Raw genomic sequence first — 20,402 nt, forward strand, 5'->3', positions numbered from 1 at the left:
GGGTGTGCGGATGCGCCAGTGCTTACGGGCCGAAATCTGTGGCCCGGGGGAATTGGTAGTGGCCAGGCTGGTCCTGGTGGAACGTTGTGCGGGATTTCCGAGCTCTACCCGGCGGGGCGAGCTGCGAAATCCTGCTTGAGCGAGTGAGGGAAAGCAACGATGGCGAAAAAGGAAGCTGACAAGGAAGAAACGCCGGACACCGAAGCGCCGAGCCAGGACAGCCCCTTGCTCGACCTCTCGGATGCCGCGGTTCGCGCCTTGATCAAGCGCGCCAAGAAGCGTGGCTACGTCACGCATGAAGAGATCAACAACGTCCTGCCTTCCGATCAGGTCGACGGCGACCAGATCGAGGACGTGCTCGCCATGTTCTCCGAGATGGGGATCAATGTCGTCGAGAACGAAGAGAACGAGGAGCCCGAGGAGGCTGCTCAGGGCGAGGAGGAGGAAGCCGAAGGTGGCGACCTCGTCGAAGCCACCACCTCTTCGCGCGCGATCGCTTCCACCACCACGGCCAAGGAGCCGACGGATCGCACCGACGATCCCGTGCGCATGTATCTGCGCGAGATGGGAACGGTGGAGCTGCTGTCGCGCGAGGGCGAAATCGCCATCGCCAAGCGCATCGAGGCCGGCCGCGAGGCGATGATCGCGGGGCTTTGCGAAAGCCCCCTCACCTTCCAGGCCATCATCATCTGGCGCGACGAGCTCAATGACGGCAAGATTCTCTTGCGCGACATCATCGACCTCGAAGCGACCTATGCCGGCCCCGACGGCAAGAATCCGCCGGCAGTGGCGGGCGAAGGCGAGGCTGAGGCCGGCGAGGCCGAGCAGCAGCAGATGGACGACGACGCCTTGCCGCCGATGGACAGCGACATGGACGAAGACGACATGGAGAACAACGTGTCGCTCTCGGCCATGGAAGCCGAGCTCAAGCCCAAGGTGCTCGAGACCTTCGATCGCATCGCCGACGACTACAAGAAGCTGCGTCGCCTGCAGGACGTGAATGTTGAGAGCCGGTTGCAGAACCGCTCGCTCTCGCCGTCGCAGGACCGCAAGTACAAGAAGCTGAAGGAAGAGATCGTCGTCAACGTAAAGAGCCTCTCGCTCAACCAGGCGCGTATCGATGCCCTGGTCGAGCAGCTCTACGACATCAACAAGCGCCTGATCAGCTATGAAGGCCGCCTGATGCGCCTGGCCGAGAGCTATCGCGTCGATCGGACGGACTTCCTCAAGACCTATCAGGGCTCGGAGCTTGATCCCAAGTGGATCCTGCGCGTCTCCAAGCTCGGTTCGAAGGGCTGGCGAGAGTTCGTGGCCCACGAGCTCGAGACCATCAAGACGATGCGCGAGGATATCCATAACCTCGCCACCGAGACCGGCCTCGAGATCACCGAGTTCCGCAAGATCGTGCATATGGTGCAGAAGGGCGAGCGCGAAGCCCGCCAGGCGAAAAAGGAAATGGTGGAGGCCAATCTGCGCCTCGTCATCTCCATCGCCAAGAAATACACCAATCGCGGCCTGCAGTTCCTCGATCTGATCCAGGAAGGCAATATCGGCTTGATGAAGGCGGTCGACAAGTTCGAGTACCGTCGCGGTTACAAGTTCTCGACCTATGCCACCTGGTGGATCCGGCAGGCGATCACCCGCTCGATCGCCGACCAGGCCCGCACCATCCGCATCCCCGTGCACATGATCGAGACGATCAACAAGATCGTACGGACGAGCCGGCAGATGCTGCACGAGATCGGACGCGAACCGACGCCGGAGGAACTGGCTGAGAAGCTCGCCATGCCGCTCGAAAAGGTGCGCAAGGTGCTCAAGATCGCCAAGGAGCCGATCTCGCTGGAAACTCCGATCGGCGACGAGGAGGATTCACATCTCGGCGATTTCATCGAGGACAAGAACGCCATCCTGCCGATCGACGCGGCCATCCAGTCCAACCTGCGCGAAACGACCACGCGCGTGCTGGCTTCGCTGACCGCCCGTGAGGAACGCGTGCTGCGCATGCGCTTCGGCATCGGCATGAACACCGACCACACGCTGGAAGAAGTCGGCCAGCAGTTCTCGGTGACGCGCGAACGTATCCGCCAGATCGAAGCCAAGGCTCTGCGCAAGCTCAAGCATCCGAGCCGCTCGCGCAAGCTCAGGAGCTTCCTCGACAACTGATCCCTCCCGGGATCACCGGCATCTCAGCGACAATCTTCGGTGAAGATTGTCACCATTGCTGGTTCCTCAGACGAAAAAAGGGCTTCTCCGGCATCGGAGAAGCCCTTTTTGTTGCGCAGAACAATCTGCGTGGCACCCGGCTGGGACCGCGGACGTCTCGTCCGCTTCTTCCCATCCTCCAGCATGGCGTTTCCAAGAGCGGACGGGACGTCGGCGGTCCCAGCCCCTGCGTTTCCTGCAAGGATGTGGGGACCAATGAAAAGGGCTTCTCCAACACGATGGAGAAGCCCTTTGTAGTTGGGTGAAGCGACCGTTCGCTCCTACTCGGCTGCTGGCGCCGCCTCTGCCGGCTTGACTTCCTTGCGCTTCTTGCCCGGGGCAAGCATGCGCAGTGCGACATAGAACACCGGCGTCAGGAACAGGCCGAAGAAGGTCACCCCCAGCATGCCGAAGAACACGGCGGTGCCCAGCGCCTGGCGCATTTCGGCGCCGGGACCGGTGGCGATCAGGAGCGGTACCACACCCAGGATGAAGGCGAAGGCCGTCATCAGGATCGGGCGCAGGCGCAGGCGGCAAGCCTCCACCACCGCTTCGATCGGCGTCTTGCCTTCCCGTGCCTCGGCCTCCCGTGCGAACTCCACGATCAGGATGGCGTTCTTGGCCGCAAGACCGACCAGCACGATCAGGCCGATCTGGGTGAGGATGTTGTTGTCCATGCCACGCGCCATCACCCCGAGCAGGGCGGAGAGCACCGCCATCGGCACGATCAGGATGATGGCGAGCGGCAGCGACCAGCTCTCATACTGGGCGGCCAGCACCAGGAAGACGAAGAGCACCGACAGGGCGAAGATGAAGATCGCGGTGTTGCCCGTCGCACGTTCCTGGAAGGCCAGTTCCGTCCACTGGAAACTGGTTCCCTGCGGCAAGGTCGCCTTTGCCAGAGCCTCCATCTCGTCCAGGGCCTGGGCGGTGGAGACGCCTGGGCCGGCATTGCCCTGCAGCGGCACGGACGGATACATGTTGTAGCGCTGGATCAGCTGTGGGCCTGAGACCTCCTTCACTTCCACCAGCGTACCGAGCGGTACCAGGGCTCCGGAGGCCGAGCGTACGCGCAGGCCGCCGATCTGTTCAGGATCGTTGCGGAAGCGCTGATCGGCCTGGGCCTGCACCTGGTAGACGCGCCCGAACGCATTGAAATCATTGACATAAGCTGTGCCGAGATTCTGCTGCAGCGTGTCGAAGATGTTGGTAATCGGGACGTTCAGGATCTCGGCCTTCTGCCTGTCGATGTTGAGGAAGAGTTGCGGCGAGTTGGCCGAGAAAGTGGTGAACACGCCGGAAAGCTTCGGGTTCTGGCGTGCCTTGCCCATCATCTCGTAGGTCGAAGCGAGGATACGCTGGATATCCGAGCCGAGCCTCTCCTGCACCTGCAGCTTGAAACCACCGGCATTGCCGATGCCGCGCACCGGGGGCGGCGGGATGGCGATGATGAAGGCTTCCTCGATCACCTGCATGCGGCCGAACAGATCCTTGATGATCTTGTCCGCGGTCAATCCTTCCTTCAGGCGCTCCTCGAAAGGCTTGAACGGCACGAAGATCGCGGCCGAATTGGTGGCGTTGGTGAAGGTCGCACCGGAAAAGCCGGCAAAGGCCACGGCATCCTGCGCACCGGGCGTTGCCCGCGCAATTTCGGAGACCCGCCGGGTGACGGCGTCGGTGCGCGAAAGCGCGGCACCGTCCGGTAGCTGCACCACCACGATGGCATAGCCCTGGTCGAGCGTCGGAATGAAGCCCTGCGGCACCTTCTGCACTGCCCAGACCGTACCGGCCAGCAATCCTGCATAGAGCGGCAGCATGATGATCTTGCGCCGGACCACGCGATTGACGCTGGAGGCGTAACCGTTGGACAGACCATCGAAGCTCCGGTTGAAACCGCCGGCCAGGCTCTTGCCGAGCCGCGTCAGCGGATTGCGCGGCGGTTCGTGGCTGTGCGGCTTGAGCAGGATGGCCGCAAGCGCCGGCGACAATGTGAGCGAGACAAAGGCGGAAATGAAGGTCGAGACCGCGATCGTCAGCGCGAACTGCCGGTAGAACTGGCCTGATATGCCGGGAATGAAGGCGGTGGGAATGAACACCGCGCCGAGCACCAGGGCGATGGCGATCACCGCCGTGCCGACCTCGTCCATGGTCTCATGCGCCGCATCGCGTGGGGACATGCCCAGACTGATATTGCGCTCGACATTCTCCACCACGACGATGGCGTCATCGACCACGATACCGATCGCCAGCACCATGCCGAACAAGGTCAGCGTGTTGAGTGAGAAGCCGAAGATGGCCATGATCGCGCAGGTGCCGATCAGCGAGATCGGGATGGCGATCACCGGGATGAGCGCCGTGCGCCAGCTTTGCAGGAAGATGATGATCACCACCACCACCAGCACCACGGCCTCGCCGAGGGTGTGATAGACGGCGTTGACCGACTCCGCGATGAACTGGGTGGGATTGTAGACGATGGAATAGGCGACGCCCGGCGGGAAGGACTGCTTGAGCTCCTCCATCTTCTTGATGATCTCGTCGGCGGCCTCCAGCGCGTTGGTATTCGGGCGTTGGAAGATCGCCAGCGCCACCGCCGGCTTGCCATTGAGGTAGGAATTGGTGACGTAATCCTGGGCGCCGAGTTCCACGCGCGCCACGTCCTGGACCCGGATGAGTTGCCCGTCCGGGGTCGAGCGCACGATCACGCGCCGGAACTGGGCGACATCCTGGAAGCGCCCCTGGGTGTTGATGGTGACCTGGAAGGCGCCGCCCGAACTTGTCGGTTCCTGGCCGATGGCGCCGCTGGAAACCTGGACGTTCTGGGCCTGGATCGCGGTCACCACATCGGACGAGGTCAGGCCGTAGCTGGCGAGTTTGTCGGGATCGAGCCAGACGCGCAGGCTGTATTGGCGCTCGCCGAAGATGGTGAGGTCGCCGACGCCGTCGAGACGAAGCAGGTCGTCACGCACGTTGTTGCGGGCGTAGTTGGAGACATAGAGCTGATCGTAGCGGTCATCCGGCGAAAACATATGGATGACCATCATCAGATCGGGCGAGGATTTCAGCGTGGTGACACCGAGGCGCCTGACATCATCCGGCAGGCGCGGCGTGGCGATCGCGACGCGATTCTGCACCAGCACCTGCGCAGTATCGAGGTCGGTACCGAGCTTGAAGGTGATGGTTAGCGACATCGAGCCGTCATTGGAGGCGTAGGAGGACATGTAGAGCATGTTCTCGACGCCGTTGATCTGCTGCTCCAAAGGCGTGGCCACCGTAGCGGCGACGGTCTGGGCATTGGCGCCCGGATAACTGGCGCGCACCACGATGGTGGGCGGCGCGATCTCGGGATATTGCGCCACCGGCAGGCCCAGAAAGGCGATGGTGCCGACGAGCGTGATCACGACCGCCAAGACCGATGCAAAGATCGGCCGGTCGACGAAGAAATGGGAAAATCGCATGGACCGCTCTCTCAGTTCGCGGCCGCGACAGCGGTGGCCGGCAAGGTCGTCAGCTTGGGATCGACCTTGATGCCGGGCCGCACCCGCATCAGTCCGTTGACGACGATGGTCTCGTCACCCTTGAGCCCCTCGCGGATGACGCGATAGCCGTCCACGCGCGAGCCGACACGGACCGGCTTCAGCGAAATGGCGTTGTCGGCGCCGACGACATAGACGACGCGCCGATCCTGGTCGGACCCGAGTGCGTCCTCCGGCACCAGTACGCCCTTGTATTTGTCGGAACCGAGGATGCGGATGCGGCCGAACAGGCCGGGCACCAGGGCCAGATCCTTGTTCTCGAACACAGCGCGGGCCCGCATGGTGCCGCTGGCGGCATCCAGACGGTTGTCGGTGAAGTCCATATGGCCCTTGTGGATGGGCTCGCGCTCATTGGAAGTGGCGACTAGGACCTCGTTGAGATTGCCATCGCTCGAAATGCGCAGCGACCCGGTCGAGAGCTTCTGATAGGCAAGATAGGAGCGCTCATCGACGTCGAAATAGAAGTTGATCGGGTCCATCGACACCACATTGGTGAGGACCGTCTCATTGGCATTGACGAGGTTGCCGAGCGAGACCAGGCGCCGAGACATCCGGCCGGGGATCGGAGCCCTGATCTCGGTGAACTGCAGGTCGAGCTTGGCGCGGTTCAAGGTCGCCTGGGTCCGGTTGAGATCAGCCTTTGCGGTGGCGAGGGTCTGCGTGCGTTCGTCATAGATCTGGCCGGTGATGTTGCCCGACTTGCGCAGGTTCTCGGCGCGGCCGACGTCACCGGCGGCGAAATCCACCCGCGCCTTGGCTGCCTCGACACCGGCCTGTGCCTCTTCGAGCGCGGCCTGATAAGGACGCTGGTCGATGGTGAAGAGCAGATCCCCCGCCTTGACGATGGCACCGTCGATGAAATGGATCTTGTCGACGTAACCCGAGACACGGGCGCGGATGTCCACCCTGTCGACCGCCTCGAAGCGGCCGATGAAATCGTCATATTCGACGACGTCCTTCACGATGGGCTTGGCCACCGCGACGGGCGGCGGCGGCGCGTTCTGGGCGAGCACCGCGGTGGAGAACCCCAAAGCCAGCAGGGTGCCGATCACGGCATCGCGGCCACGCAAATTTTCTAGTATCATTCTACCTTCACGCATAGCTGCCTCTTCGCGGACCCTGGTGAAAAATCAATAATTTAACGAGAGTCGGCATCAGGCATGCCGAAGCCCCCGTGCGCCGGGCTCGTCGGCAATTCCGATGCCGGCTCCCTTGTCCGGCAAACTGAAAATGAAATCCCCCCGCGGCTCCCGCCGTCTTGTGGGGTCCCTTGATTTTGGTCTTCCTGCGGCAATTTCAAGGCCACCGGCTGAAGACCGATGCGGAAAAAAACGAGAGCGCCTGCTTTAGCGAGGCGCTCGCGGTTCCGGAATCGGAACCAATTGAGAGCATTCTTGCGGTTGCATCGTTCTTGCCGAAAACCGCAATCCACTTTTCGGCACGATACTCTAGCGGCGCCAGCCGCGATGCCGATGGCCGCGATACTCCCATGCGTGGCCATTCTTGCCATCGGGCGCATCCTGGATCGCCTCGTCACAGGCGCCGAAGAAGCGATACCATGGCAGGATGCATTCGATCCTGGCATTGTCGGCGTAGCGCTCACCCTGTTGGCGCGAGGCTGCCTGTCCCGTACCTGTTCCAGCATAGAACCCACCCATCACGATCATGCCGGCGAGAATGAGCTTGTTCATGTCTGTATCCCAGGAATTGCCGCCGCATCTCGTCGCGGCTGGCGAATTCTAGTGGAGCGCGCAGGCAGGAGCAAATCGCCCGCAGCTTCTGCGCGAAAGCCCGTCCTCCCACAACCGGGCGGAACATGCGCCCATTGGCGACAAGCGTCAATGCAGCTATCGTGCGGGCCTCGATCAATCATATTGGGACTTTGCCGTGGCCTCCTTCCTTAAATCCCTCTCCTCCCTGTTCGGAGGCAAACGCGAATCGGATGGTGACCCCACCCCCAAGGGTGATGGCGAGGAATATAACGGCTTTACCGTGCGCCCTGCCCCCTACAAGGAAGGCGGCCAGTATCAGACCTGCGGCTTTGTGGAAAAAGAGATCGGCGGCGAACTCAAGAGCCATAAGTTCATTCGGGCCGATCGTTTCGCCAGTTTGGACGATGCCGTGCAGTTTTCACTGACCAAAGGCAAGCAGTTGATCGACGAGCAGGGCGAGGGTTTATTTCGATAATATGAAAAAAAGCGAGAAGGGGGCTTGCATACCCCGCTAGGCTTGGTTATCAGACCGGCCATGGAAGCGCCGGTCGCTTCCCAGTGCGCCCGTAGCTCAGCTGGATAGAGCATCAGACTACGAATCTGAGGGTCAGAGGTTCGAATCCTTTCGGGCGCGCCATTCTTTCTATTTTTCATCACATTGTCAGTTGCTTGTGGGCATGATTTCATATCCTGCCTCATGGTGATCGACTGATTGTGAACCTGCCGTCCAGTGTGGATGACAGGTGTCCGCCGTTCCCATGATCCGGATTCGTCATTTTCCACGGCACGTCCGGCCTGCTGGGATCTTTCTCCTGTTTCCGGCATCGCGTAAGAGCGTGCTTCCCTCCGCATTGACCGCATCGCTCCATGATCCGCCTCGAAAATATCTCCAAGCAGAACGGCCACCAGATTCTGTTCATCGAAGCCTCCGCCACCCTGCAGAAGGGGGAAAAGGTGGGGCTTGTCGGCCCGAACGGGGCCGGCAAGACCACGCTGTTTCGCATGATCGCCAGCGAGGAAGAACCCGATGAAGGCCGTGTCTCCGTCGATCGCGGCGTCACCATCGGTTATTTCAACCAGGATGTCGGCGAGATGGCCGGCCGTAGCGCCGTCGCCGAGGTGATGAATGGTGCCGGCCCCGTCAGCGAGGTGGCGGCCGAGTTGAAGGAACTCGAAACCGCGATGGCCGACCCGGACCGGGCCGACGACATGGATGCCATCATAGAACGCTATGGTGAGGTGCAGGGCCGCTTCGAGGAACTCGGGGGCTACGCGCTCGAAGGCCGCGCCCGCGAGGTCTTGGCGGGACTGAGCTTCAGCGAGACCATGATGGACGGCGATGTCGGCGCCCTTTCCGGCGGCTGGAAAATGCGGGTCGCCCTCGCCCGCATCCTGCTGATGCGTCCCGACGCCATGCTGCTGGACGAGCCAAGCAACCATCTCGACATCGAGAGCCTGATCTGGCTGGAGGGGTTCCTCAAGGGCTATGAGGGCGCCCTGCTGATGACCTCGCATGACCGCGAATTCATGAACCGCATCGTCTCCAAAGTGGTGGAGATCGATGGCGGCACGCTGACCACCTATTCGGGCGACTACGAGTTTTACGAGCAGCAGCGCGCCCTGAACGAAAAGCAGCACCAGGCGCAGTTCGAGCGCCAGCAGGCGATGCTCGCCAAGGAGATCAAGTTCATCGAGCGCTTCAAGGCGCGCGCTTCCCACGCGGCGCAGGTACAGAGCCGGGTGAAGAAGCTGGAGAAGATCGACAAGATCGAGCCGCCGCGCCGGCGCCAGAGCATTGCCTTCGAGTTCCAGCCTGCACCGCGCTCGGGCGACGACGTCGTCAGCCTGAAGGAGGTGCACAAGGCCTATGGCGATCGCATCATCTATGAAGGCCTTACCTTCCAGGTCCGGCGCAAGGAGCGCTGGTGCGTGATGGGCATCAACGGCGCCGGTAAATCCACCTTGCTCAAGCTCGTTGCTGGCACCGCCGAACCCGACAGGGGCGCGGTCGTGCAGGGCGGCAGCGTCAAGATGGGGTATTTCGCCCAGCATGCCATGGACCTGCTCGACGGCGATTACAGCATCTTCGAGACGCTCGAGGATGCCTTTCCCCAGGCAGGCCAGGGCTCGCTACGCACCCTGGCTGGCTGTTTCGGCTTTTCGGGCGACGATATCGAGAAGAAATGCCGCTTCCTGTCGGGCGGCGAGAAGGCCCGGCTGGTGATGGCCAAGATGCTCTACGATCCGCCGAACTTCCTGGTGCTGGACGAGCCCACCAACCATCTCGACCTGGCGACCAAGGAGATGCTCATCGCGGCCCTGTCGCAATATGAGGGCTCGATGCTGTTCGTTTCGCATGACCGGCGCTTCCTCGCCTCTCTCTCCAATCGTGTGCTGGAGCTGACGCCGGACGGCGTCCACCAATATGGCGGCGGCTACACCGAATATGTCGCCCGCACCGGGCATGAGGCGCCCGGTCTGCACAGCTGAGGCGCGGCGCACCTCTGGGACGGCTCGGCTGACGCCTGCCCCAGCCAAAGGCTGCGAAGGCAGCGTCAGGCTGATAGGGTGACCGAAGAAGCCCGAGGATCGGAACGTGCCGGTCCCATCGCCCTGAGGAGTAGATCCGATGATCAATCGCTGGTGGCCCGTCGTACTAGCCTGCGCTCTGCTCGGCCTGATGCTTCCCGCGAGCGAGGCTTTCGCAAGACAGCGTATCTTGACCGGCACAGTCAGCTATCGAGAGCGCATCGCCTTGCCTCCCTCCGCGATGATCGAGGTCAAGCTCGTCGACGTGTCCCTGGCAGACGCCCCGGCCCGCACGCTGGCGCGGACATCGGTTCGGTCCGGCCGGCAGGTGCCCATTCCCTATCGCCTGCGCTATGATGACAGGTCCCTGAAGCCGACCGGCCGCTATGCCCTGGAGGCACGCATCAGCGTCAATGGCCGCCTCTGGTTCCTCAACACCACCCACCACGCCGTCACCGCGGGCGAGCTCGTGAATGGCGACATCCAGGTCGATCGCGTGGGGCAAGAGGCTGAAGCCAGCCCGGCCGGTCCGAGCGGACGCTGGCTGGCCGAGGACATCAATGGCCGCGGTGTGGTCGACAATGCGCAGAGCGTGCTCGAAATCGCCGCCAATGGCGCGATCTCCGGTCGCGGGGGCTGCAACGGCATGGGCGGCAGGGCCACCATCAGGGGCTCGCGCATTCGCATCGGACAGATCGTCAGCACCCAGATGGCCTGCCCGCCGGCCATCATGGATCAGGAAGGCAAGTTCATCAAAGCCCTGGAGTCCGCGCGCAGCTGGCGCATCGATGCGGCCCGCAACAAGCTGCTGCTCCTGGACGCAAGGGGACGCTCGATCCTCGTCCTCGCTCGCATGTAGCCATTTCGGGAACTCACAACCCGACGCGTTCGACGAGCCGCTCCATCAGCGCCTGCAGGAGCGGCTCCTCCGCCCGGTCGACCGAACAAAGGATGTAATAAGCCGCCGCCGCATTGATCGAGGTGGCGAAGGGCTGAATGAGCCGTCCCTCGCGCAGCAGATTGCGCGTGAGCACGTCCGAGACAAGCGCCAGCCCCTGCCCTTGCACAGCCGAGGCAACCGCCTGTGCCACCGAGGCCACGCGCACGCTGGCACTTCCCTGCAGATTGACCCGTGCCGCCACGGCCCACCGTGCCCATTCCTCGCCGCGGTCCTCGTGCAGCAGCGTGATGCCATTGAGTTTGCGCTCACGATGCTGCAGGTCGAGCCGTGGAAACAGGATCGGCGAGCATACCGTCCGTAAGCGTACCTCGCTGAGCAGGCGCCAGTACCGTCCCGGGAAAGGCGGATTGTCGTAGACGATGGCGACATCGCTGGCCTGCCAATCCACCTCGGCGGCGGTTATCGCCTCGTTGATGGCCAAATTGGCGATGTTACGGCTTTCCGCGAACTCCACCACCACCGCGCTCAGCCAGGCGACCCCGAGCGCGGTCGGCAGGGATAGCGACAGGTTCTGCTGCGGGGTGGCAGCGCCTCGGCTGCGGCAGTCACGTGCAGCCGAATCGAGCTGGCCGAGGCTGACGGCAACCGCCTGGGCAAAATCGCGGCCGGCCGGCGTCAGCGCGATGTTGCGTCCCGCCTTTTCGAACAGGGGGATCCCGATCGCCTCTCCGAGCTTCTTAAGCTGCAGCGAGACGGCGCTTGGACTGAGATTGAGTTCCTCCGCCGCCCGGCGAAGGCTTGCCAGCCGGGCCGTCGCCTCGAAGGTCGGCAGATATTGCAGATAGACCAGGGGTCGAGCCATGATGCCTCGCGCGGTGATCGATGAGATTATTAGAACAATTTTGATTAAAACAAATCGTTTTTTGAGAACAATTTCGGGTGCTATCCAGGATGGCGAAAGGAAGCACCCCGATGATCCAGGCGACACCATTCGATTATCCCTATGACGGCAGGCTCGACGCGCGCTGCACGGCGCTGATCGTCATCGACCTGCAAGAGGACTTCCTCTCGCCGACGGGCTATTTCGCCAGGCAGGGCTATGATCCCAGCCCACTTCGGGCCATCCTGCCGACGGTCAACCGGCTGATCGACGCCGCCCGCGCCGCCGGCATCCGCATCATCCATACCCGCCAGGGCTATCGCGGCGATATGGCGGACATGACCCCTTACGAAAAATGGCGCCGTAAGCGTGCCGGCCTCGACGGCACGCAGGTTCTGCTGCGTTCAAGCCCAGGCTTCGAGATCGTCTCCGACATCGAGGTGCGCTCCGAGGACATCATCGTCGACAAGACTTGCAACGGCGCCTTCACCTACACCGATTTCGAGCACGTGCTGCGGGCCCAGGGCATCACCCATCTGCTTTTCTCGGGCTGCACCACCGATGTATGCGTCCATACCACCTTGCGTGAGGCCTGCGACCGTAACTTCCAATGCCTGACCATCTCGGATGCCTGTGCCAGCGGTGACCAGCGCGCCCATGAGGCAGCCCTACACATGGTGACGGTGGAGAACGGCATCTTCGGCGCCCTGACGGATTCGGCCGCTGTGCTCGCCGGCCTTGCCAAGCTGCCGAGGGCCGGCGCGTGAGCCAGCACCACGGCGCGCCCCAGCGCTACGTCTCGCTGATGCGTCTCACCGCCAAGGGCCTGGCCGAGCTCGGTGACAGCGCCGGGCGCAGGCGTATCAGCGAAGAGCGTGTGGCGGCGTTGGGCGGGCGCTCCATCGCCTTCTACGCCCTGCTCGGCGCTTATGACTTCGTACAGATCTTCGAAATGCCGAGCACCGAAGCGATGATGCAATATGTGCTCACCGCGCGCCGCGACGGCCATGTCGATCCGCTCATCCTCCCCGCCTTCGACACGCAAGCCTATGGCGGGATCATCGAACGCATCCAAGCGGCGGACATCCGGACAAGCTGAAGCATCTTGTGATGAGACGGCATCACCAAGAATCATAAAGACATGTCGAAACAATGAATTAGAGCAAACAAGCGTTCTGCCATGGACGCAGTTTGCTCCAAGGGGGAGACAGTCATGACAGCGAAATTCGTGACCATGGTCGCACTGGCGACGCTTGCCAGCACCGCGGCATGCGCGGAACAGCCGAGCTTCGTTTCGGACGGATCGATCAATATCTGCACCACCGCGGCATTTCCACCCCTGAGCTACAAGCGCTCACCGGGCGACCTGACGCCCGTCGGTATCGACATCGAGATCGCCGAGGCGCTGGCCAAGACCTGGGGCGCCAGCACGAGCTATACCGTCACCGACTTCTCGGGCCTGCTGCCGACGCTGGGTTCGGGGCGCTGCGGCCTGATCATCAGCGGCATCTATGTCAATGACGAGCGCCGCAAGACCTATGACGGCGTGCGCTACATGAAATCGGCCACCGTGCTGGTGACCAAGGCCGGCAACGCGGCGATCGGCAAGCCGGACGACCTCAGCGGCCGCGACGTCGCACTGGAGGCCGGCACCTATTACAAGGAAGAGCGGCTGGATCCCCTGAACAAGACCCTGGAAGCGGCCAGCAAGCCGCCCGTCGCCATCCACAATTATCCGACCCAGCAGGCAGCCTATCAGCAGGTGATGGTGGGCCGCGTCGACGCAACGCTGACCGAGGAGGCCGAGGGTGCCTTCCGCGTTGCCGACGCCAAGGACACGCTACAGATCGCCTATACATGGCAGTCCGACTTCACCTACGGCATCTATATGCGTCGCAAGGACGGCGACCAGGCGCTGGTGCGCAACTCCCTGAGGAAACTTCGCGATGACGGCTTCTTCGCCGCTCTCGCCCAGAAATACGGCCTCAACGCTGCTGTCTTCGACGTCGACTACGACAAGTAGCCGGGAGCAGCGGCGCCGACATGTCCTTCGATCCGGCACTCCTCCTGACGGCACTGACCAACCCGGCCATGCTGCAGGGCGCCGCCATCGCCCTCATCCTGTCCGTCATCGTCTTCGCCGTCTCGTTCTTCCTCTGCCTGCCGCTGGCGGTGTGCCTGAATTCACGCAAGGCGATACGCAATGGCTCGGCGCAGCTCTATGTCTGGGTGTTCCGCGCCGCACCGCTCATTCTGGTGCTGCTCCTGGTGTGGAATGGCTCGCCGCAATTGATGCCCTTTCTGCTCAAGGCAGGCTGGTTCACGCCCTTCGTGGCGGCGGCAATCTCCTTCACCTTGGTCACATCAGCCTATATGGCGGAGATCATGAAGGGAGCCCTGCGCTCGATCGGCGCCGGACAGGGGGAAGCCGCGACCGCGCTCGGCCTCACGCGCCTGCAGGCCTTCAGGCTGGTGATCCTGCCGCAGGCCCTGCGTGTCTCGCTGCCCGCTTTGGTCAACGAGTTCATCAACCTTCTGAAGGTGACCTCGCTCGCCTATGTCATTTCGCTGCGCGAGATCATGGCGGTGGTCAATGACGCGATCGCAGCATCCTTCCGCTTCGTGGAATGGTATTGCGCCGCCCTGATCTACTATCTCGTCATCGTCTCGCTTTTCATGATGGCACAGTCGCTGATCGCCCGCCGCCTGCAGTGAAGCCTCACGGCTTGACGAAGAGGATGGTGGTCAGCCCGCTCTGCCATTCCTCGTCGGGATAGCGACCGGCCTCGCGATAGCCCCGCCAGAGGTAGAAGGCCTGGCTCGGCTGGTTGAAAGTGTCCGTTTCCAGGCGCACCTGTGCAAAGCCAGCCGCCTTGATCGCGGCCTCCGCCGCGTCCATCAGCCGGTGTCCGATACCCTTGCGAGCGTGGCTGGAGTGGACATGCAGGGCATCGATGAAATCGCCTTCCCAGCGCACGAAGCCTGCCACCTCGCCGTCGAGTTCGGCAACCAGGCATTCCTGCCCATGCTCGTCGATGAAGCGATCGGCGAGACCGGAGGTGAGATAGCGCTCGACAGCTGCTGGCGTGATGTTGGGGCGCCAGGTGCTGTCGAACGTATCCCGGAGGATCGCCTTCAACGCCGGCTTGTCCGCCTCGCTGCCCTGCCTGACCACGACGACACCCATTACCATCTACCCCGATTGCAAGCCCGCCCGACCCGGGCTCTTGCGCTTCACACTGCCTTAACCTGATTCTCAGCGGCGTAAGCGCCCGAAGCACGGAGAGATGACCGGCCCATATTCTCGCCATGTCACCACGGAAATTCTCGCTATGTCACCATGGAAGGAAGTACCGACTGACGCCGGATAAGCGCTAGAATGACGATGAGCGCCCTTTTGGAGGACATGCCGATGACACTGACGGTCCAGCCTTTCCTGATGTTCCAGGGGCACGGGCAGGCGGACGCCGCCATGAACCTCTATGTTTCCTTGTTTCCGGACGGCAAGATTCTCGACGTCGAGCGTTACGGCCCCGGTGAAATGGGGCTGCAGGGTTCGATCAAGAAGGCGCGTTTCAGCATCGCCGGCCAGAGCGTGGTCTGCATCGACAGCCCGGTGCAGCACAATTTCACCTTCACGCCATCCTTTTCGTTCTTCATCGATTGCGAGACGAATGAGGAGTTGGATCGTCTCTTCGCCACCCTCTCGCAGGACGGCACTGTCTTCATGGCCCTTGACGATTACGGGTTCAGCCGCCGGTTCGGCTGGATCGCCGACCGTTTCGGCGTCTCCTGGCAGATCAATCTGCCGTTCGAGCCGGTGGGCTGACACAGGCTACGCCTCCGCCTCCTGCATCAGCCTGACCGGCCCACTGCCTGCACCCGCGAGCCGGTCATCGGTATTGAGCAAGGTGCAGCGTTCCATCGACAGGCAGCCGCAACCGATGCAGCCCGTCAGTTCGGCGCGCAGGGTCTGCATCAACGCGATGCGATGGTCGAGCTCGTCGGCCCAGTGACTGGCGAGTATTTCCCAATCGTGCCGGGAAGGCGGACGATCGTCCGGAAGCTCGGCCAGGCGAGCTGCGATCTCCGCCAGCGAGAAGCCGAGTTCCTGCGCCACCTTGATCAGGGCGACGCGGCGCAGCACCGCCCGGTCGTAGCGGCGCTGATTGCCCTGGTTGCGCCGGCTGCGGATCAACCCCTTGCGCTCGTAGAAATGCAGCGCCGTGACCGACACGCCGCTGCGGTGAGCGAGATCGCCGACGCTCAATTCAACCATGGTTCGTCTCCCAAAAACAGCTTGACCTTAACTTAAGTAGAGGTTGTAGGCCAGACGATGTCGGGATGCAGAGGTTGCATCGGACACCGTTCGAGACGGATGCTGGAAGTTGGAGCTGAAGATGGACACGCAAGTCAGCACGGGAACGGAAGCCCGTTGGCGCGAGATCGCGGTCGGCAGCTATGCCGGTGCGACGGCGACGCTTTGCCTTGGCGTTGCCCTGTTCGCCTTCAACAGCTTCCTGGTTTCGACCGCCCTGCCCTCGGCGATCGACGAGCTGGGCGGCGCCTCGTTGATCGCCTGGTCGGTCAGCCTCTATCTGATCTTCGCCATCCTCGGCGGCTCGATCGCGGCGTTGCTCAAGGCCCGCCATGGCGCACGGGCGGCACTGATCGGGGCAGCCCTGCTGTTTACGGCGGGAACGCTGTTCGCGGGCCTTGCTCCCGCCATGGCCGTGCTGCTGGTCGGCCGCGCCTTGCAGGGCTTCGGCGAAGGCCTGATCGCCGCGATCTGCTACGCGCTGATCCCGGAGATCTTTCCCTCCCGCCTGGTTCCCAAGGTGTTCGGCGCCGAGGCGATGGTCTGGGCAGCAGCGGCCTTCGGCGGCCCGGCCGTCGCCGGCATCATCAGCGAGACGGTGTCGTGGCGGGCGGCCTTCCTGGTCAACGTACCGCTGTCGCTGATCTTCATCGCCCTCGTCCTCAAAGTGGTGCCGCATGCAACCCGGCAGGAAGCGGTGCCACTTCCACTCGTCCAGCTCGGCGCCATCGGAGCCGGCATGGCGGCGGTGATGATCGCCGACGTGGCCGGCGGCACCGGCGCGGCCATGCTGCTGCTGGTGCTCGCCGCCCTGCTGTATGTCGGCGCCGTCTACAGCGACAGGCGCTCGCCGGCCCGGCTCTTCCCCAAGGATGCCTTTCGGCTCGGCAAGCCGATCGGCCTCGGGCTTTGGATCGTCTTCCTGATGCCGATGGCCCATTCGGTGGCCTCGGTCTACCTCGTCTATCTGATCCAGCATCTTTGGGGGTACGGCGCCACGCTGGCGGGCGCGCTCAACGCGGTGATGGCGGTGTGCTGGAGCCTCGTCGCCATCGCGGTGGCGAGCGTAACCTCGCAGAGGATCCGTCGCCGGCTGATCTGGCTGGGCCCGCTGCTCCTGGTGCTTGGCCTCAGCGCCATCATCGTCGCGCTCTGGCGGACCGACATCGTGCTGCTCGTCGGCGGCCAGATCCTGATCGGCGTGGGCTTCGGGGCAAGCTGGGGCTATCTGAGCCAGGGCCTGATGGAAGCCTCGCCGGCGGAGGAACGCAACCGCACCTCGGCCCTGCTGCCCACCCTGCAATCGGCGGCCTATGCCATCGGGGCCGCCGTGCTCGGCTTCGTGGCCAACGCCAACGGTGCCGGCTCCGCCACCACGGGTCCACAGCTTCAGCAAGCCATGCTGGCCGTGTTCATCCTGGCGATCGCAATCGCCCTGCCCGGTGTTTTCGCCGCGCTGAAACTGGCGCCGCTTCTGTTCAGGGAGAGGGAGCGGGCTCAGGGCTGCACGAGTTGAGAAAATCCAGCCCTCCCGCGAGGCCCTCGCCTCTTTCAGCAAGAGGGCAGGAAGACGCTTCAGTCCTCCATCAGGATCTGCAGCTTCACGTCTGTGGGCAAGGCCTTGGCGGCCCGCTTGAAGGCGGCGATGGAATCCTGGAAGGTATAGGTGCCGGTGATCAGCGGCTTGAGATCGACCTTGCCCGAACCGATCAGCGCCAGAGCGCGATCATAAATGTTGGCATAGCGGAACACCGTCTCGATGCGGACTTCCTTGGCGATGGCGCCAGGAACGTCGAAATTGACCGGCTCCACCGGCAAGCCGACCAGCACCAGCGCGCCGCCGGGCCGCACCAGGTCGAAGATGCCGTTATAGGCCTTGGCGCTGCCGCTCGCCTCGAACACCACGTCGGCGCCCCACTTGTCGGTCTCCCGCGCGATGGCGGCGGCGAAGGTTTCCTTGGTCAGGTCGACCGGGATGATGCCGTCATAGCGCCCGGCAATCTCGAGCTTTTCCTTGCTGAAATCGGAGATCAGCACCTTGCTGCAGCCGCCGGCCAGGGCAGCAAGCGCGACCATGATGCCGATCGGGCCGGCACCGATCACTGCGCCGACATCGCCAGGTGCGATGCGGGCGCGTGCAGCTGCCTGCATGCCAACGGCGAAGGGCTCGACCATCGCACCTTCGGCGAAGGAGACATTGTCGGGTAGTTTGTAGGTGAAGGCGGCCGGATGCACCGTGAAGGGCGTGAGCACACCATGCACCGGCGGCGTCGCCCAGAAAACCACGGACGGATCGACATTGTAGATGCCGAGCTTTGAGGCCCGAGAACTCAGATCCGGTATGCCGGGCTCCATGCAGACGCGGTCGCCAGCCTTGAGGTTCGTCACCTTCGAGCCGACCTCGACGACCGTGCCGGCCGCTTCATGGCCCAGCACCATCGGCGCGTTGACGATGAAATTGCCGATGCGGCCATGGGTGTAATAATGCACGTCGCTGCCGCAGACGCCGACGGTGTGCAGGGCGATCTTCACATCTGTGGGGCCGACCTCGAGCGGGAGATCGATTTCGCGCAGCGACAATTCGTGCTGGCGTTCGAGGACAAGTGCACGCATGGGTTTCCTCCGGTTTCGGGCAAACGTCGCCGAAGAGCCGGCGCGTATTCATCCGACATTATCGTCAGTTTGTTGCGGCAATCAACCAACTCCGGCAACCAACTCCGGCAACCGACGACGGCGAGCCGACAGAGATATTACCAGCTATCCGTGCGGGCCGATCCGTCAGAAATAATCCGGCCCTCACGCTGCATCGAGCTTGTGGATGAGGTTCATAATGCCTTCGCTCATGGCACCATAGTCGCGGCTGTTGTGCAGGTCTCCCGCCACCCGGTAGCCGTTCATCACCACGATGCGGTCGGCCAGGGCGATCATCTCCGGCATGTCTGAGGTGATGAGCAGGATGGAGGTGCCGGCATCCGACAGTTCGCGAATCAATTCATGCAGATAGGCCTTGGTCTTGATGTCGATTCCAACCGAGGGCTCGTCGATGATCAGGAGCCGCACACCCGCAGCCAGCCATTTAGCCACGCTGATCTTCTGCTGGTTGCCACCGGAGAGATTGCCGACGAGCTGCCCTAGGGAAGGCGTGCGAACCTCCAGCTTGCGGATATAGGGCTCGGTCGCCTTGCGCACGGTACGGTCGGTGAGCAGGCCGCCGAAACCGGCGAGCTTGCGCCAGATCGCGATGCCGGCATTGTCCAGCACCGAATGCAGGAGGATGAGGCCCTCCTGCTTGCGGTCCTCGCTGACATAGCCGAGCCGATGGGTATGGATCGCCTCGCCGACGCTGGTAATGGCCACCTCCTTGCCGTCGAGCCGGATGGTGCCCGACGTCGCCGGCTGCAGCCCCATGATAGACTTGGCGAGTTCGGTGCGCCCGGCTCCCACCAGGCCATAGAGCCCGACGATCTCGCCGCGGCGGACGGTGAGATCGATGTCGCGATGGCCGAAGGGCGTGGCGACCTTCTCGAGCTGCAGCACGGGCGCTGCCCCGGCATGGTCGCGCGGCTTCCAGTCCGGGATCTGCTCGCTGCGCCCGATCATCAGGCGCACGAGATCCTGGCGCCCGAGCCCTTCCATCGACCGGCTGTCGCAGGCATTGCGCCCGTCGCGGAGCACGGTGACCTGGTCGCAGATCTCCTGCACCTCCTCCAGTTTGTGGCTGACGAAGAGCATGCTGACACCCTCGTCCCTGAGCTTCTTGAGCAGAGCGAACAGGGCGACGGTCTCATGCGGAGTCAGGGAGGCCGTCGGCTCGTCGAGCAGCAGCACGCGCGAACGCAGGGACAGCGCCTTGGCGATCTCGACGAGCTGCATCTTGGCGACGCTGAGCTGCGAGACCGGGGTGGCCGGGTCGAGGTCGAGCCCGAGGACGTCGAGCCAGCGCCGCGCTTCGGCATTCACTGCGGCATAGTCGATCGGCTTGAACGGGCTGGCGCTCAGGCGCTCCAGCATGATGTTCTCGCCCACCGAAAAGCGCGGGATGAGGTTGCGTTCCTGATGCACCACGCCGATACCCCTGGCGATGGCGTCGCGGGTCGAGGTGAAATGCACGGGTTGCCCATCCACCACCAGTTCGCCCTCGTCGGGCCTGAGCACACCGGTGATCAGCTTGATCAGTGTGGATTTGCCGGCACCGTTCTCGCCCAGCAAGGCGTGGATGGAGCCCGGGCGTAGGGAGATCGAGACCCCTTCCAGCGCCTTGACGCCCGGGAAGAACTTGCTGACGCCGCGCGCCTGGAAGACCGGGGCTGGTGTCTCTGCCGCCATG

General features: G+C 63.1%; 18 protein-coding genes and 1 tRNA gene. 11 read left to right on the plus strand and 8 right to left on the minus strand.

The genetic code is table 11. The annotated features are described in order from the left end of the window. Window positions 1–159: 159 nt before the first annotated feature. The gene (rpoD, locus tag ACN6KF_RS12035) at window positions 160–2,163 is read left to right on the plus strand and encodes an RNA polymerase sigma factor RpoD (RefSeq protein WP_434957052.1); all 2,004 of its coding nucleotides are present in this window, start codon (window positions 160–162) and stop codon (window positions 2,161–2,163) included. A 320-nt stretch (window positions 2,164–2,483) separates the two neighbouring features. Here the strand turns inward: rpoD and ACN6KF_RS12040 are convergent, their stop codons facing one another. The 3 genes from ACN6KF_RS12040 to ACN6KF_RS12050 all read right to left on the minus strand — a co-directional run bounded on the left by ACN6KF_RS12040 (window position 2,484) and on the right by ACN6KF_RS12050 (window position 7,426). Next, window positions 2,484–5,657: an efflux RND transporter permease subunit gene (locus tag ACN6KF_RS12040; RefSeq protein ID WP_434957053.1), complete on the minus strand. Its 3,174-nt coding sequence runs from the start codon at window positions 5,655–5,657 to the stop codon at window positions 2,484–2,486. Window positions 5,658–5,668: 11 nt separating this feature from the next. Next, a complete protein-coding gene (locus tag ACN6KF_RS12045) occupies window positions 5,669–6,820 on the minus strand; it encodes an efflux RND transporter periplasmic adaptor subunit (protein WP_434957054.1) in 1,152 nt (383 codons plus the stop codon). 363 nt (window positions 6,821–7,183) lie between these two features. Then, complete coding sequence (locus ACN6KF_RS12050) at window positions 7,184–7,426, minus strand: hypothetical protein (protein WP_434957055.1); 243 nt, start codon at window positions 7,424–7,426, stop codon at window positions 7,184–7,186. A gap of 196 nt (window positions 7,427–7,622) precedes the next feature. Here ACN6KF_RS12050 and ACN6KF_RS12055 point away from each other — a divergent pair, with 196 nt between their 5' ends. From ACN6KF_RS12055 to ACN6KF_RS12070, 4 genes are all read left to right on the plus strand, one after another. Continuing rightward, window positions 7,623–7,922, plus strand: a complete 300-nt coding sequence (locus tag ACN6KF_RS12055) for an HlyU family transcriptional regulator (protein WP_434957056.1) — start codon at window positions 7,623–7,625, stop codon at window positions 7,920–7,922. 85 nt (window positions 7,923–8,007) lie between these two features. Continuing rightward, a tRNA-Arg gene (locus tag ACN6KF_RS12060) sits at window positions 8,008–8,084 on the plus strand. A gap of 230 nt (window positions 8,085–8,314) precedes the next feature. Then, entirely contained in the window at window positions 8,315–9,937 is a 1,623-nt protein-coding gene (locus tag ACN6KF_RS12065; protein ID WP_434957057.1) for an ABC-F family ATP-binding cassette domain-containing protein, read from the plus strand. Window positions 9,938–10,076: 139 nt separating this feature from the next. Then, on the plus strand, window positions 10,077–10,835 hold the full coding sequence (locus ACN6KF_RS12070) for a YbaY family lipoprotein (RefSeq protein WP_434957058.1): 759 nt from the start codon (window positions 10,077–10,079) through the stop codon (window positions 10,833–10,835). A gap of 13 nt (window positions 10,836–10,848) precedes the next feature. Here the strand turns inward: ACN6KF_RS12070 and ACN6KF_RS12075 are convergent, their stop codons facing one another. Continuing rightward, window positions 10,849–11,739 (minus strand): LysR family transcriptional regulator, encoded by an 891-nt coding sequence (locus ACN6KF_RS12075; RefSeq protein WP_434957059.1) that lies wholly within the window; start codon window positions 11,737–11,739, stop codon window positions 10,849–10,851. Between the two features lie 110 nt (window positions 11,740–11,849). Between ACN6KF_RS12075 and ACN6KF_RS12080 the strand changes: the two genes are divergently transcribed. From ACN6KF_RS12080 to ACN6KF_RS12095, 4 genes are all read left to right on the plus strand, one after another. Next, window positions 11,850–12,524, plus strand: coding sequence for a cysteine hydrolase family protein (locus tag ACN6KF_RS12080; RefSeq protein ID WP_434957060.1), 675 nt, complete (start codon window positions 11,850–11,852; stop codon window positions 12,522–12,524). After that, a complete protein-coding gene (locus ACN6KF_RS12085) occupies window positions 12,521–12,856 on the plus strand; it encodes a GYD domain-containing protein (RefSeq protein ID WP_434957061.1) in 336 nt (111 codons plus the stop codon). The genes ACN6KF_RS12080 and ACN6KF_RS12085 overlap by 4 nt, the downstream gene beginning before the upstream one ends. 114 nt (window positions 12,857–12,970) lie before the next feature. Continuing rightward, on the plus strand, window positions 12,971–13,780 hold the full coding sequence (locus tag ACN6KF_RS12090) for a transporter substrate-binding domain-containing protein (RefSeq protein ID WP_434957062.1): 810 nt from the start codon (window positions 12,971–12,973) through the stop codon (window positions 13,778–13,780). Window positions 13,781–13,800: 20 nt separating this feature from the next. Then, complete coding sequence (locus tag ACN6KF_RS12095; protein WP_434957063.1) at window positions 13,801–14,472, plus strand: amino acid ABC transporter permease; 672 nt, start codon at window positions 13,801–13,803, stop codon at window positions 14,470–14,472. 4 nt (window positions 14,473–14,476) lie between these two features. Here ACN6KF_RS12095 and ACN6KF_RS12100 read toward each other — a convergent pair whose 3' ends face one another. After that, the gene (locus tag ACN6KF_RS12100) at window positions 14,477–14,944 is read right to left on the minus strand and encodes a GNAT family N-acetyltransferase (protein WP_434957064.1); all 468 of its coding nucleotides are present in this window, start codon (window positions 14,942–14,944) and stop codon (window positions 14,477–14,479) included. A 198-nt stretch (window positions 14,945–15,142) separates the two neighbouring features. On the opposite strand from ACN6KF_RS12100, the gene ACN6KF_RS12105 reads away from it, so the two are divergent. Further along, window positions 15,143–15,586, plus strand: a complete 444-nt coding sequence (locus ACN6KF_RS12105; protein ID WP_434957065.1) for a VOC family protein — start codon at window positions 15,143–15,145, stop codon at window positions 15,584–15,586. Window positions 15,587–15,592: 6 nt separating this feature from the next. Here ACN6KF_RS12105 and soxR read toward each other — a convergent pair whose 3' ends face one another. Further along, the gene (soxR, locus tag ACN6KF_RS12110; RefSeq protein WP_434957066.1) at window positions 15,593–16,036 is read right to left on the minus strand and encodes a redox-sensitive transcriptional activator SoxR; all 444 of its coding nucleotides are present in this window, start codon (window positions 16,034–16,036) and stop codon (window positions 15,593–15,595) included. Between the two features lie 121 nt (window positions 16,037–16,157). Between soxR and ACN6KF_RS12115 the strand changes: the two genes are divergently transcribed. Then, window positions 16,158–17,591 carry an MFS transporter gene (locus ACN6KF_RS12115; protein WP_434957067.1) on the plus strand — a complete coding sequence of 478 codons (1,434 nt, stop codon included), beginning with the start codon at window positions 16,158–16,160 and terminating at the stop codon, window positions 17,589–17,591. A 59-nt stretch (window positions 17,592–17,650) separates the two neighbouring features. On the opposite strand, the gene ACN6KF_RS12120 is transcribed toward ACN6KF_RS12115, so the two are convergent. Then, window positions 17,651–18,688 carry an NAD(P)-dependent alcohol dehydrogenase gene (locus tag ACN6KF_RS12120; protein ID WP_434957068.1) on the minus strand — a complete coding sequence of 346 codons (1,038 nt, stop codon included), beginning with the start codon at window positions 18,686–18,688 and terminating at the stop codon, window positions 17,651–17,653. Between the two features lie 183 nt (window positions 18,689–18,871). Next, window positions 18,872–20,401, minus strand: a complete 1,530-nt coding sequence (locus tag ACN6KF_RS12125; protein ID WP_434957069.1) for a sugar ABC transporter ATP-binding protein — start codon at window positions 20,399–20,401, stop codon at window positions 18,872–18,874. Between the last annotated feature and the right edge of the window lies 1 nt (window position 20,402).

The organism is Labrys methylaminiphilus subsp. lupini (assembly GCF_051161885.1).
GTDB lineage: Bacteria > Pseudomonadota > Alphaproteobacteria > Rhizobiales > Labraceae > Labrys.

What these genes read in the sequence shown, in the direction of transcription:
- rpoD (WP_434957052.1), top strand. Translation starts at nt 160, where the DNA reads ATGGCGAAAAAGGAAGCTGACAAGGAAGAAACGCCGGACACCGAAGCG.
- ACN6KF_RS12040 (WP_434957053.1), bottom strand. Translation starts at nt 5,657, where the DNA reads ATGCGATTTTCCCATTTCTTCGTCGACCGGCCGATCTTTGCATCGGTC.
- ACN6KF_RS12045 (WP_434957054.1), bottom strand. Translation starts at nt 6,820, where the DNA reads ATGATACTAGAAAATTTGCGTGGCCGCGATGCCGTGATCGGCACCCTG.
- ACN6KF_RS12050 (WP_434957055.1), bottom strand. Translation starts at nt 7,426, where the DNA reads ATGAACAAGCTCATTCTCGCCGGCATGATCGTGATGGGTGGGTTCTAT.
- ACN6KF_RS12065 (WP_434957057.1), top strand. Translation starts at nt 8,315, where the DNA reads ATGATCCGCCTCGAAAATATCTCCAAGCAGAACGGCCACCAGATTCTG.
- ACN6KF_RS12070 (WP_434957058.1), top strand. Translation starts at nt 10,077, where the DNA reads ATGATCAATCGCTGGTGGCCCGTCGTACTAGCCTGCGCTCTGCTCGGC.
- ACN6KF_RS12075 (WP_434957059.1), bottom strand. Translation starts at nt 11,739, where the DNA reads ATGGCTCGACCCCTGGTCTATCTGCAATATCTGCCGACCTTCGAGGCG.
- ACN6KF_RS12080 (WP_434957060.1), top strand. Translation starts at nt 11,850, where the DNA reads ATGATCCAGGCGACACCATTCGATTATCCCTATGACGGCAGGCTCGAC.
- ACN6KF_RS12090 (WP_434957062.1), top strand. Translation starts at nt 12,971, where the DNA reads ATGACAGCGAAATTCGTGACCATGGTCGCACTGGCGACGCTTGCCAGC.
- ACN6KF_RS12095 (WP_434957063.1), top strand. Translation starts at nt 13,801, where the DNA reads ATGTCCTTCGATCCGGCACTCCTCCTGACGGCACTGACCAACCCGGCC.
- ACN6KF_RS12100 (WP_434957064.1), bottom strand. Translation starts at nt 14,944, where the DNA reads ATGGGTGTCGTCGTGGTCAGGCAGGGCAGCGAGGCGGACAAGCCGGCG.
- ACN6KF_RS12105 (WP_434957065.1), top strand. Translation starts at nt 15,143, where the DNA reads ATGAGCGCCCTTTTGGAGGACATGCCGATGACACTGACGGTCCAGCCT.
- soxR (WP_434957066.1), bottom strand. Translation starts at nt 16,036, where the DNA reads ATGGTTGAATTGAGCGTCGGCGATCTCGCTCACCGCAGCGGCGTGTCG.
- ACN6KF_RS12115 (WP_434957067.1), top strand. Translation starts at nt 16,158, where the DNA reads ATGGACACGCAAGTCAGCACGGGAACGGAAGCCCGTTGGCGCGAGATC.
- ACN6KF_RS12120 (WP_434957068.1), bottom strand. Translation starts at nt 18,688, where the DNA reads ATGCGTGCACTTGTCCTCGAACGCCAGCACGAATTGTCGCTGCGCGAA.
- ACN6KF_RS12125 (WP_434957069.1), bottom strand. Translation starts at nt 20,401, where the DNA reads ATGGCGGCAGAGACACCAGCCCCGGTCTTCCAGGCGCGCGGCGTCAGC.